Genomic DNA, 12,679 nt, shown 5'->3' on the forward strand with positions numbered 1-12,679 from the left:
GACTTTTGGCCCCCCCCCCTTCCAGAATGTGCCCATACACACGATTTGCCTACTAACAAGCGGGTTTGGCAGGGTTATCCCAACCGCCCGGGGGCATGATATGCCCGCCTTCCGTAGGGCCCCATGTGCCGGGTTCATAAGGATGAACCGCGGTGTTTGCTTTTAATGCCGGGTCCACAATGCGCCAGGCCTCCTCGACATAATCTTCACGAGCAAAAAGGGTCGCGTCCCCTGCGATGGCCTCTCCCAAGACACGCTCATAAGCATCTTCTTCTTCGGCTGTCGGGTGGTGGTTTTGGATGATTTCGGTGTATTCACTGGCTTTGTCTTTCAGGGGATTCAGGATATTCATCCCGAAAGCGATAATCACATCCGGGCTGATACGGAAACGTACGATATTGGGTTTGAGGTTAAAGCCATGGTACATACTGGGGGCTTGGTGGAGGGTGACGACGATTTCCGTGCAGGTCACAGGAAGACATTTCCCGGCCCGGATATAAAAAGGAACCCCGTGCCAACGCCAAGAATCGATATTCAGCCGCATCGCGCCAAATGTTTCCGTTGTCGAGTCGGCGGCGACCCCGGGCTCTTGGAGGTAACCGTTAAATTGGCCACGGAGGATGTCTTGGGGGCCGAGGGATTTAATGGCTTTTAGGACTTTGACTTTTTCATCACGGATGGACTCACTGTCGTCGCGTACTGGGGGTTCCATCGCGATATTGGCCATGAGCTGGAACATGTGGTTTTGGATCACGTCCTTGATCGTGCCGGTCCGGTCGTAGAAAGCGCCCCGGCCTTGCACGCCGAAATCCTCGGCCATGGTGATTTGGACACTCTTGATATGTTCGCGGTTCCAGAAAGATTCCATCAAGGTATTAGCAAAACGGCAGAAGACCATATTCTGGACGGGCCCCTTGCCGAGGTAATGGTCGATGCGGAAGATGTCTTGTTCCTCAAAATTACCCAAGAGAGTTTTATTGAGTTCACGCGCCGAGGCGAGATCAGTGCCGAAAGGTTTTTCGACAATCACACGGGCTCCTTTTGGGGCACAGCCCGATTTACCCAGCTGCTCGACGACCGTTGCGAAAAGTACCGGGGGAATAGCGAGGTAATGCGCGGGCCGGGATGATTTACCCAGCGCAGCGCGTAAAGTCTGGAATGTAGCGGGATCATTATAGTCCCCGTCCACATAACCCAGGAGGGAGGAGAGTTTTGCAAAGGCTGCCGGGTCGAGGCCCCCGTGTTTTTCGAGGCTGTCTTTTGCCCGAGCTTTGAGCTGGTCGAGATCCCATCCGGCCTTGGCGACACCGATGACCGGGATATTCAGGTGTCCCCGTTTGACCATGGCTTGGAGAGAGGGGAATATTTTTTTATAAGCCAAGTCACCAGTGGCACCGAAGAAGACAAGAGCATCGGAGGATATGAGGGGCATAAAGAAGGCCTTTGGAATAGGGTTAGTTAGATTGATTTTAATGTGATTCGGACGGAATTTGTATTTGATGATCGCCGAGGAGTTTTTTGATGTCAATTTATTTTGGTGTTACGTTTCAATTATCCGGTCGATGCATCACCGGAGGATCGTGATGGCTTATGAATCAGGAAATATTTCGGGTTCATCGTCGAAGCGGACAGGGCAGGTAAATTTTTTGCCCGAGTAGGATGGAGTGAGTAAAAAAGCGAGATGAGTCAATTCCAACGCAGTGACTGGGGCACCGTTGCCTCTAGCGGGTTTTCGCCCATGATTTTCCCGTAAACTCCTTTTTGAACGGCGAGAGAGGCAACGGCCTGTCCTAATAAACGTGGGGTCAGCGCAATGTCGTTAGACAGGTCACGGGCAAGGCGTTTGTCCCGTGCTGTCAGGACATGGCCCAGCCGCTTTCGTATGATGATACGTCCGGCAATGAGTGCTTTTACCCAAGATGAATCCCTGTGGTCAGACGTGACTATCATTTATCAACACAGCCCATCAAAGACCAGTAGATTCCGTGTCAACTGGTTCAACCGCGCAAATTGCGCGGAGGAATGTTTGGATGAGGCGGCATGTCTTGGGCGGACAGGCTGGGAGCTTGTCGAGGATTCTTGAAAATTCCCACTGGCAAGTTGCAGGCGGTGTGGTTTAATCGGGGGCAATGGAAATTATTGTCGGCATTATCGGGTTAGTGATAGGGGTGGTCATGACGTGGCTGATCCTGCGGGGACGCACACAAACCGCACTGGCCGAGGCCTCGTCGGCTTTACAGGCGCAAATCGCTACACTGGCCGCCCAGCTCCAGGAACGCGCCGCACAAATCGCCCGGGATCAAGAGCAATTTGCCGGGGAGAAACAAGCTCATTCCCGGACAGCTGCGCGACTTGCTCAAACCCAAGTGGAAATAGGACAGCTCACGATCCAGCTCGAAAATGAACGGCAACGTTCCACCGGCCAAATCGCCCTGCTTAATGAGGCCCAGACGAAATTATCCGATGCATTTAAGGCGCTTTCCTCGGAGGCCCTCCAGAAAAACAACCAGTCATTTCTCGACCTTGCCAAGCAGACGATGGAGTCCTTCCGAGAATCCGCCAAGGGCGACCTCGAAAAACGGCAGGAAGCCATTGTCCAGATGATTACCCCTGTGCGGGAGACCTTATCGAAATTTGATGAAAAAATCCAATCCCTCGAAAAAGACCGTGTCGGGGCTTACGAAGGACTGCGCCAGCAGGTCGCCCAATTAGCTGATACACAGACCAAGCTCCATGAGCAAACGGGCAATCTCGTGACCGCTTTGCGGAAACCCGATGTGCGCGGGCGCTGGGGCGAGCTCCAGCTTAAACGTGTCGTCGAGGTCGCGGGCATGGTCGAATACTGCGATTTCCAGACCCAGGAAAATGTGAATACCGAGGAGGGCCGACTCCGGCCCGATATGATTGTGCGCTTGCCCAATGGCCGCAATATCATTGTGGATGCCAAAACCCCGTTGGCCGCTTATCTAGAGGCTGTCGAAGCCAAGGATGAACCCACCCGTTTGCTCAAACTGCGCGAGCATGTCGCCCAAATCCGCACACACATGCGCCAACTCGGGAGTAAATCCTATTATGAGCAATTTGCACCGACTCCGGAATTCGTCGTGCTTTTCTTACCCGGGGAGTCGTTTTTCAGTGCCGCCCTCGAGCAAGACCCCCAGTTACTGGAGTCCGGAGCCTTGGAGAGTAAAGTCATCCTTGCCACACCCACGACTTTGATCGCCCTCTTGAAAGCGGTCCATTACGGTTGGCGCCAAGAGAAAATCGCCGAAAATGCCCGCCACATTTCCGAGCTGGGCAAAGAGCTTTACTCCCGCATCGGCACCCTCACAAAACATTTTGCCGACGTGGGCAAGGAGCTCGGCCAAGCTGTCGGCAAGTACAACGACGCGGTGGGTTCTCTCGAACGCAGCTATTACCCCAGCGTCCGCAAGTTTAAGGAACTCGGCATTACCAAGGACGGCGAAGACGTTGCGGAACTCACTCAGATCGAGAAACACCCCAAACAGGTGCGTGAAGATTTATTGTAATTGGCCATCAGGGTAGAGGAGTGACAGAATGAGTATAGTCATGGGCTGACAGAAGATATCAAGGGAACAAGGCCCCGAGAAAAATTAGAGAGATCAAAAAAAGAAGCCTCACCAGTAGGCTCAGGGGGTGGAAATGATAACGAATAATCAATCGTCTATAAAAAATTTTTAATTATAATAGCGCTGAAGCGATGATTTCGAATCTTTAACGGTAAATATACCACCATTTACCCCGTTTAGATTGACATGGTTAATAGAGGGGTGTAACCTCATTTCGGAGTCAACCCTATGAAAATAACACAAGCCGTAGAATACGGTATACTCGGAGTCATCTATCTCGCCCGTCAACCCGAAGGGCGATTGGTCATGATCGACGAAATCTGTGAAAGCGAAGGAGTCCCAAAAAGCTTCCTTGCAAAAATATTCCAGAGTCTGACAAAGTCCGGCATCATTCGTTCCCGGCAGGGAGCAGGTGGTGGTTTTGCACTCACACGTAAACCTGATGATGTATCAGTCTTGAATGTTATCGAGGCGATCGAAGGCAAAATAGCCCTCCAACGTTGTCTCGAAGATTTTCCTGACTGTCAGAAATTCGAGTCTTGCGCCCTGTCGGGTGTCTTGGCCGAGGCTCAGGCTGCTGTCGTCGATGTCTTTAACCGCAGGACTCTTGCTGATCTTATCCAGCAACGTACTCCTTATGGCAATGACATTTATTCGATCCAGCGTTAATTCTAAAGCCGCATTTGTGCAGGAGGAAGAGTGATCAATGACCCCTGCACCGATTTATTTTGATCATTTATCGTCCACAGAAATTTTGCCCCAGATCCTCACCAGTATGGGGCGTTTTTTTTCTCCCGCATTCTCCAGCCCGTGGAGTCCCCACACAGGGGGGAATGCCGCCCGGGAAGCTTTGGAAGAAGCCCGTAAACAATTTTGCGCATTAGTCGGTGCAGATGATTCTTATGAGGTGATTTTTACCGGTAACGGTTCAGAAGCTAATAACCTCGTGATAAAGGGCCGCGCATTTTCTTCTTCGAAAAAGGATGCGTGCCTCGTTTACACCGCCACAGACCATCCTTCGATTATCCAATCCATGCGTTTTCTTGAAAGTCTCGGATTCCGGACACGCAAATTGCCCGTGGATCCCCAAGGTTTTGTTGATCCGGTTGAATTGCGCCGGATGATTTGCGCGGACACCGTGCTGGTGGTGACGCATTTGGTTAACCACGACCTAGGCACACTCCAACCGGTCGATGAGCTTGTGCAGATGGCGCATAGTGCTCATGTGCCAGTTTTAATCGATGCGACTTATGGCGGGGGATGGAGGGATTTGAATCTGGCCGGATGTCCGGCCGATTTTGTCACACTGAGCCCGCATCGTTTCCACGGGCCAAAAGGTGTCGGGGTCCTCGTCAAAAAGAGGCATATCCCTTTGACCCCTCTTATTCACGGGGGGAATCAAGAGCATGAACTCCGTGCCGGGCACGAGAATATTCCGGCAATCCACGGGGCGGGCCTAGCGGCGGGATTCATCCGAGATCATCCTGAAAAATTTATCCGTAACCCTCGGGAACTCCAAAAGCTTTTTCTGGAGCAGATCGCCCCGATCCCGGGAATCAAGTTAAACGGGCCACCGATTGGGGACGATTTGCGCGCGGGTAATTCGCTGAGTCTATCGGTGGCTGGAGTGGATGCGGAGGAGTTAATACTGGTTTGTGACCGTTTCGGACTCCAAATCGCGGGGGGCAGCGCCTGTGTGAGCCGGACCGAAAAAATCCCGCACACTCTCCAAGAGATCGGGTTATCCGAGGATTCTGCACGTGGAACGGTATTAATGAGTTTTGGAATCACCAATACACCCGCGCAAATTGCCCCGGCGGCGGCGGTCTTTGCCAAGGCGGTGGAACGGGTCCGTTCACTTTCCCCGCGTTGGAGAATTTCCGGCGAAGTGAAGTTGCATAATCCCCCGTGAGCGTCTATTTTGGAGGCTTATGTCATCACCAGAAATCACCCTCGAAAAAATCCGCGAAGTCCTTTCGCAGGTTAAGTATCCCGGATTCAGCCGGGACATTGTATCATTTGGCCTGCTCAAAGGTGTCTCGGTGGAGCAGGAACCCTACGGCGTTTTGCTGGAGGTCACGACGACAGACCAGGATTTAATCGGACAAATCGTCAAAGGTGCTGGTGAAGCCCTTTCAAAGCTCGGACCGAAATTTGAAATCCGTATTTCACAGAAAAATGCGGCCCAAGCACCGGCTCAACCGGTCGCGGGCCATTCCCAGAGTATTCCCGGGATAAAATATATTATCGCTGTCGCGAGTGGAAAAGGAGGGGTGGGTAAATCCACCGTCGCCGCGAACTTGGCATCGGCCTTCCGGAAGATGAATCTGAAAACGGGTTTGCTCGACTGTGATATCTACGGCCCGAGCATGGGCCTGATGTTCGGGACGGCTGAACGTCCCCATGCAAATGAAGACCAGACGATCGAACCGGTGGTTCAATTCGGGATACGCCTCATGTCGATGGGGTTCCTTTTAGAAGCGGATGCCCCGGCGATTTTGCGCGGCCCCATCGTGACACGGTACACCCAGCAGCTTTTGAAACAAACCCGCTGGGGTGATCTCGATGTATTGGTCCTCGATTTTCCTCCCGGCACCGGGGATATCCAGCTGACGATCGTCCAGACGGTCGCCCTGAGTGGAGCGGTGATTGTCACGACCCCACAGGATATTGCCTTGCTGGATGCGAAAAAAGGTGTGGCTATGTTTCATAAAACAAATGTACCGATTCTCGGGATCGTGGAGAATATGAGCTACTACCATTGTCCAAAATGCGGGAACCGGGAAGAAATTTTCTCCCATGGCGGGGGCAAATTGCAGGCCGCTAAAATGAATGTCCCCTTCCTCGGGGAAGTCCCCCTGGACATCGCGATCCGTGAAGGCGGGGATAAAGGAATCCCCGTTGTCTTTGGACAACCCGAGAGTGAACACGCAAATTGTTTTATGCAAATTGCGCGGAATGTGTGGACCGATTTGGAGCAGGTGAAAAAATAAAATTAATCAGTAAGCTAAGAATTTAACCGGAGCAAAAGAATATGACTAAAAAAGAATCAAAAATCACTGTGGAACAAATTTACACCGCCCTCAAAAATTGTTTTGATCCGGAGATCCCGGTTAATATTGTCGATCTGGGATTGGTTTATGATGTGGTCTTGGAAGGTAATGATGTCCGGGTAAAAATGTCCCTGACGACTCCCGGTTGTCACATGGGCCCTTCCATCTCCAATGACGCGCAATCTAAGGTGATGGCTGTCGAGGGGGTAGAATCCTGCGAAATCGACATCGTCTGGGATCCTGCTTGGAATCAGTCCATGATCACAGCTGACGGCCGCAAAAAACTCGGGATGGTTTAGTCACGTTAATCCACACGTCTCCATGGTGACGATAGTTCTCGACTAATCAGCAAAAGAATCGATGAAGTCAGGATTTATGACCAAGCCTTGTCCGAAGGGCAAATCTTCAAATTCATCGGCAAAAAGGGTTAGAATCCTACGCCATCAGGTGAGCATCATTTGATTAGGGTGGACAGTGGTACCGTAAATGTTTTTGTTGAATGGAATATGAGCAAAAAAGCTTTGATTGTCTGGGGCGGTTGGGATGGGCACAAACCCAAAGAATGTGCACGACTTTTTGAAACCCTGCTGAAGGCGGAAGGGTTTTCAGTGGAGGTCTCCGACTCACTAGATTCTTTTCTGGATAAAGATAAATTAGCGGGATTAAGTCTGATCGTTCCGATGTGGACGATGGGCGAGATTACTGGAGAGCAATTTGCGGGCTTGAGTGCCGCGGTAAATTCTGGGGTCGGCTTAGGAGGCGTGCATGGCGGTATGGGGGACTCTTTCAGGAATAATTCCGATTACCAAATGATGGTGGGTGGGCAATTTGTCGGTCACCCGGGTAATGTCGTCAGCCATATCGTTCATATTACCGATCGCACAGATCCGATCACTGCGGGGATGAATGACTTTAGGCTGGAGACTGAACGTTACTACATGCATGTCGATCCGAGTAATGTGGTTTTGGCGACATTAACATTTGCCGGACACGAGGTCCCCGGTGGAGGCCAGCTCGTGATGCCGACAGTGTGGAAAAGGATGTACGGCCAGGGGCGTGTCTTCTACGCTTCCTGGGGTCATGACCCGAAAGATTTTGAAGGGGTTGAAGCTAAAGAAATCGTCCGTCGTGGATTGCTCTGGGCGGCGAAATAGTTTTTCTTTTTTTCGAATTGTTCCTAGTCTATCGTAATGAGTCAATGGTTGACATTCAGGCGGCAGCTCGAAGTGGCAGGATTCCGCATTGCTTTTTTGCTGGTGCCGCTGATTCCTCGTTTTGCGGTTTATCCCCTTTCCCGCCTGCTGGGGAGCTTGGCTTATCTCGTTGATCATAAAGACAGGAAAATCGCATTGACGAATCTGGAGCTGGCATTCGGGCCATCCATGACGCCTGCCCAGCGTGAGCAAATTGCCCGGAAAGGATTCGAGCAATTTGCCCAGGTCATTATCGACTCGTTATGGTGCCGGAATCTCAAGGCATCAAATATCCGGAAATACATGGACTATGAGGAAGGCAGCCTGGAGCTTTATGAAAAACTCGCCGCACGTGGCAAAGGGGTGATTTTCCTCGGGATGCACTACGGTAATTATGAGTGGATGAGCTTGGGATTTGGTTTTTATGGATACCCATCCCATGTTGTCGTGCAGGAACTCCGTAATCTCAAAGTCAATGAACTCTTTAACGAAGTGCGTGTGCGTTGCGGACACCGCTTGGTCTACCGCAAAAATGCGGCGGTAAAAATTTTTAAGGCACTGAAACGGGGCGAACCCCTCGGGTTACTCGTTGATCTGAACCTGAATGAATGGGAAGGACCGATTGCGGCCGAGCTTTTCGGGAAGCTGGTCCATGCAAATCCATTGCCTGCATTACTGGCTCTCCGGACGGGGGCGGCATTATTAGTTTCCCGGACATATTGGTGTGAGGAGAGGGGAAAATATCTCACGGTTTTCGGTCCGGAAATCCAATGGACAGAACAGGAAACAAAAGACCAGACCATCCGTGTGATTACGGAAACTTATATATCGATTTTTGAAGAGTTTATCCGTCAAGCTCCCCACCGTTGGTTATGGAGTTACAAACGCTGGAAATTCCGCCCGACACAAGAACTTCATGGTTACCCCGCTTATTCAAAGTACTCCAAAATATTGCATGAGTGGCAGAAAGTCACGGAATCGTAACGTGCGTAGTTCTTGCTGGTTGGAGGGTCGGAGTGTATAGATGCTCATTATGTCACAGAAGATATTGATTGTTGATGATGAGCCGGATGTTGTAGATCTTGTATCGTTTAATTTAAAAGGGGCAGGATTTTCTGTGGTCACTGCTGGTGATGGAAATTCCGCCCTGCAAATGGCCAAAGAGCATGTTCCATCCCTGATTATTCTCGATGTGATGATGCCCGGTATGGACGGGACGGAAGTTTGCAAGTTCCTTAAAAAAGACCCATTAACCTCCTCGATCCCTGTGGTCATGCTCACGGCTAAAGGCGAGACGGTGGATAAAATCCTGGGATTGGAACTGGGTGCGGACGATTATATTACGAAACCTTTTAGTCCGAGGGAATTGGTTTTGCGGGCGAAATCCATTCTTAAGAGAAGGGGATCAGAAAAGATAGAAGACACCCTCATTGTCGGTGAAATCACCCTAGATCGCGCGAGGCACGAGGTTTTTATCAAGGGGAAAGCCATTGTTTTAACCGCTACGGAATTCAAGCTCTTGAGCCTTTTAATCGAGAGAAAAGGCCGAGTTCAGAGCCGGGACCGCCTCCTGCAAGACGTTTGGGATTACTCCTCAGCGATCGATACACGGACAGTGGACACCCATGTCAGGCGTTTACGCAAAAAACTCGGCAAAAACGCAAAATTAATCGAGACGACAAGAGGTGTTGGCTATCGGATCCTGGATCCTGTATAGTACGGCCATGAGTTGGATTACTTTTATCATCTTGGTTCTTCTAATGTGGGCGGCGTTTTATTGGTATTACAGCCGTAAACAAGCCCGATGGATAAATTTGCTCAGTGCTATCAAGGATCTTTCCCTTGGAAATATGAATATTTCCGTACCACGCCCGGATAGTAAAATACACCTCGAAGCGGCCGGTTATGTCGATGAAATCAAGGGTCAACTCATCCGGCTCCGGAACCAATGTTCTGTAGAGGTTTCTAATTTACGGGGTATCCTCGACTCCATGACTGAAGGTGTCATGGTCGTTGATTCATTCGGGAAAATCCGGTTGGCCAATGAGCAATTAGTCCGCCTGTTTGGGCTCGGCAATGACCCCAAGGGACAAAGCCTCATGGAGGCCTTGCGTAACCACGCGATCTATGATGTCTTCCAGAAAGCTTCAAAAGTCGGAAAGGTTTTGGGCGAGGAAATCACTATGGGCCACGGGCAGGAATTATTTTTCGAGCTTAATGCCCTCAAGCTCCAAGGGGAGGGTGACCAGTTTAAAGGCGTCGTCTTTGTCTTCCACGATATCACCAAGATTCGGCGGTTAGAGAATGTCCGGAAAGAATTTGTGACCAATGCCTCCCACGAGTTACGGACCCCGTTATCAATTATCAAAGGTTATGTCGAAACCCTCGCAGACGGGGCTATCGATGAACCTAAAACCGCCCGGAAATTCATCGGGATCATGCAAAAACACACCGAACGCCTTGCCGTACTAATTGAAGACATGCTCGAGCTTTCGCGAATCGAATCAGGCCGTTTGGATATCCGTCTAGAAATGGTCAAGGTACAGCCCATACTCCTGCGGGTGATCCAATCTTTTCATTCCCTGACAGACCGCAAAAAAATCAATATCTTTTCAAAGGCTAATCCCGGGAATATCGAATGGAAAGTGGATTCAAATTTGATTGAAAGGGTGATTTTTAACCTCGTGGATAATGCGATTAAATATTCCCCTGATGGCGGGGAAATCAGGATTGAAACAACGGTTAATGACCGGGATTTCCTATTTTCCATCTCCGATAACGGGCCCGGCATTCCCAAAGAAAGTATGGAGCACCTTTTTGAGCGCTTTTACCGAGTGGACAAATCCCGTTCTAACGACTCGGGGGGGACAGGCCTGGGGTTAAGTATTGCCAAACATATTATCGAAAACCACAAAGGACGTATCTGGGTGGAGAGTACATACGGTAAAGGAGCTGCTTTCTCTTTTACAATACCTCGTTCCTAGAAAATAGTCTGGACGTATTTCTGTAAAATGTGAGATGATAAAACTAAATGATAGGAGAGATTTTTCTTTGAATAATATCCAAGCACATAGTTTGAGCGAAATCAGGAAAGTGGTTCGAAAACTCACAAGTGGACATCATTTGGGGGTACTCAGTTGTGTTGATCCCTTTGGCCGCCCTCATTCATCCTGGATGGGCACCGTTTATGCCGAAGATTACCAGACAATCGTCGCTATTTCCTCACCCGAAGGCCGCAAGGTCAAATATATCGAGCAAAATCCACAAGTGGAGTGGATGGTCGCGGATGAACAATTATTCCACGTCGTTTATTTCAAAGGGGTCGCCCGGATTATGGAAGACGCTGCGGAAATTAAAAAAGCATGGAATGATATTCCTGACAAAAGCCGCTCTTATTTCCTTCGTTTTCAGGATCGTGGGGTCGGATTCAAGATTATTGAGACAAAAGTTAAAAGTGTCGAATACCGGGTCCCCACGGAAAATATCTTTGTAGAGGTTGCGGTTTCTGATCTGGCATGATAACCTTCCGGGAGATTTATGGATGTTCAAACCGCTGTATTATGTGATAGTGCTGCCGATTATGGCGGGAAACTTTGTGTTTTAGGGGCTTTCGACACGATTTGGGCTCGGCAATTCCCCGCAGTCCATCCATTTTGTTCAGTAGCCATCAGGGTTGTCTTCCGTGATGTCGATGCGGGCAAACATAATATGAAGATCCAGATGATCGATGATGATGGACGTAATCTTGTCCCTCCTATCGAGGGTGAGATCAATATTCAACTACCCGAAAATGTATTTTTCCTGAGCCAGAATTTTGTGCTGAATCTCCAGCAATTCAAGATCGACCAAGCGGGACAATATTCCGTCGATGTCAGTATGGATAAACATATCATTGCCCGCATTCCCCTGCAAGTCATCAAGGTCGATCAAATCCCGCCTTTCCACCATCCGCCCAAAGATTCAGGTTTTGAGTAATGCCTAGACTAGTCTCATGCGATAAAAATCAGGTTTGTCGCTCGCGCGCAATTTGCTATTGATTAACTCTCCCATTGGCGCGTGATTTTTTAGGACTCACGGTGTACCGGGCCCATTATTATGGAATTCACCTCAATCAAGCGTCCAAGGAATGTCGGCTGGGTACGTGCAGCGGCCTTGCTTTATGGTGATTGGGGTACCAGTAAGGCCTATGTTATCGGTATCGGGTTTGCTTTGGCTGGATATGCGGCTTTACCCCATCTTTTGGCGGTAGTCCTGCTGACAGCCATCGTGGGCATTAATTATATATGGGTCTGTAAATGTTTTCCCAACGGGGGAGGGGTTTATTCCGCCGCACGGGTGCATTCACAGAAACTAGCCGTCTTAGGGGCCTTGCTACTGACGGCTGATTTTGTGGTCACTGCTTCATTGAGTTGCTTGGAGGCATTCCACTACTTTGGTTTTCCCTCCGAAGATGCCCGGCGAATTGCCATCTTTGCCATTATAATCATCGGGATCATGAATGCCTATGGGCCGAAATTTACCGGGAATCTCGCCATTTATTTGGCTTTCCCGACAGTCGTGCTCATTATTGTCCTTTTGATTTTCGGGGTTCCCCATATTACCTTTGACCACCTCCAAAAGCCCCAAGGGGGAATCCTCCATAATTGGATGCTTTTTGCAGGAATGATTTTAGCCCGACTTCCGCTACTGGCGGTGAAAAACGGTTTTTTTGGGGTGAATTTTGGGGATAATATTTTGTAAGTGGTTGATGTTGAGGGGAGGCATTTTTGAAAAGGGCGTGTAGTGGCGACCTACCCCCTATTCAATGCGGATAAAAGCCGTTAATATGGGCTGATGTATTTGA

At 49.8% G+C, this 12,679-nt stretch carries 15 protein-coding genes; 13 read left to right on the plus strand and 2 right to left on the minus strand.

The genetic code is table 11. The annotated features are described in order from the left end of the window. Positions 1-52: 52 nt before the first annotated feature. Positions 53-1,432, minus strand: coding sequence for a glucose-6-phosphate dehydrogenase (gene zwf, locus SGI98_06390; GenBank protein ID MDZ4743032.1), 1,380 nt, complete (start codon positions 1,430-1,432; stop codon positions 53-55). 254 nt (positions 1,433-1,686) lie between these two features. Further along, positions 1,687-1,950, minus strand: a complete 264-nt coding sequence (locus SGI98_06395) for a hypothetical protein (GenBank protein ID MDZ4743033.1) — start codon at positions 1,948-1,950, stop codon at positions 1,687-1,689. 35 nt (positions 1,951-1,985) lie between these two features. Here SGI98_06395 and SGI98_06400 point away from each other — a divergent pair, with 35 nt between their 5' ends. The 13 genes from SGI98_06400 to SGI98_06460 all read left to right on the plus strand — a co-directional run bounded on the left by SGI98_06400 (position 1,986) and on the right by SGI98_06460 (position 12,576). After that, positions 1,986-2,120, plus strand: a complete 135-nt coding sequence (locus SGI98_06400) for a hypothetical protein (protein ID MDZ4743034.1) — start codon at positions 1,986-1,988, stop codon at positions 2,118-2,120. A gap of 9 nt (positions 2,121-2,129) precedes the next feature. Beyond that, positions 2,130-3,530 (plus strand): DNA recombination protein RmuC, encoded by a 1,401-nt coding sequence (rmuC, locus tag SGI98_06405; protein ID MDZ4743035.1) that lies wholly within the window; start codon positions 2,130-2,132, stop codon positions 3,528-3,530. Positions 3,531-3,818: 288 nt separating this feature from the next. Continuing rightward, positions 3,819-4,259: an Rrf2 family transcriptional regulator gene (locus SGI98_06410; protein ID MDZ4743036.1), complete on the plus strand. Its 441-nt coding sequence runs from the start codon at positions 3,819-3,821 to the stop codon at positions 4,257-4,259. 37 nt (positions 4,260-4,296) lie between these two features. Then, positions 4,297-5,502, plus strand: a complete 1,206-nt coding sequence (locus SGI98_06415; GenBank protein ID MDZ4743037.1) for a cysteine desulfurase family protein — start codon at positions 4,297-4,299, stop codon at positions 5,500-5,502. A 19-nt stretch (positions 5,503-5,521) separates the two neighbouring features. Beyond that, positions 5,522-6,583: an Mrp/NBP35 family ATP-binding protein gene (locus SGI98_06420; protein ID MDZ4743038.1), complete on the plus strand. Its 1,062-nt coding sequence runs from the start codon at positions 5,522-5,524 to the stop codon at positions 6,581-6,583. A 41-nt stretch (positions 6,584-6,624) separates the two neighbouring features. Further along, the gene (locus SGI98_06425) at positions 6,625-6,942 is read left to right on the plus strand and encodes a metal-sulfur cluster assembly factor (GenBank protein MDZ4743039.1); all 318 of its coding nucleotides are present in this window, start codon (positions 6,625-6,627) and stop codon (positions 6,940-6,942) included. A gap of 207 nt (positions 6,943-7,149) precedes the next feature. Then, positions 7,150-7,797 carry a ThuA domain-containing protein gene (locus tag SGI98_06430; GenBank protein MDZ4743040.1) on the plus strand — a complete coding sequence of 216 codons (648 nt, stop codon included), beginning with the start codon at positions 7,150-7,152 and terminating at the stop codon, positions 7,795-7,797. A 36-nt stretch (positions 7,798-7,833) separates the two neighbouring features. Continuing rightward, positions 7,834-8,820 (plus strand): lysophospholipid acyltransferase family protein, encoded by a 987-nt coding sequence (locus tag SGI98_06435; GenBank protein MDZ4743041.1) that lies wholly within the window; start codon positions 7,834-7,836, stop codon positions 8,818-8,820. Positions 8,821-8,869: 49 nt separating this feature from the next. Continuing rightward, the gene (locus SGI98_06440; GenBank protein MDZ4743042.1) at positions 8,870-9,553 is read left to right on the plus strand and encodes a response regulator; all 684 of its coding nucleotides are present in this window, start codon (positions 8,870-8,872) and stop codon (positions 9,551-9,553) included. Then, positions 9,525-10,820, plus strand: a complete 1,296-nt coding sequence (locus SGI98_06445; GenBank protein MDZ4743043.1) for an ATP-binding protein — start codon at positions 9,525-9,527, stop codon at positions 10,818-10,820. The genes SGI98_06440 and SGI98_06445 overlap by 29 nt, the downstream gene beginning before the upstream one ends. A gap of 91 nt (positions 10,821-10,911) precedes the next feature. Then, positions 10,912-11,355, plus strand: coding sequence for a pyridoxamine 5'-phosphate oxidase family protein (locus SGI98_06450; protein ID MDZ4743044.1), 444 nt, complete (start codon positions 10,912-10,914; stop codon positions 11,353-11,355). Positions 11,356-11,373: 18 nt separating this feature from the next. Beyond that, positions 11,374-11,811: a hypothetical protein gene (locus SGI98_06455; GenBank protein MDZ4743045.1), complete on the plus strand. Its 438-nt coding sequence runs from the start codon at positions 11,374-11,376 to the stop codon at positions 11,809-11,811. A 120-nt stretch (positions 11,812-11,931) separates the two neighbouring features. Then, complete coding sequence (locus SGI98_06460) at positions 11,932-12,576, plus strand: amino acid permease (GenBank protein ID MDZ4743046.1); 645 nt, start codon at positions 11,932-11,934, stop codon at positions 12,574-12,576. The last annotated feature ends 103 nt before the right edge of the window (positions 12,577-12,679 follow it).

Source organism: Verrucomicrobiota bacterium, assembly GCA_034440155.1.
Classification (GTDB): domain Bacteria; phylum Verrucomicrobiota; class Verrucomicrobiia; order JAWXBN01; family JAWXBN01; genus JAWXBN01.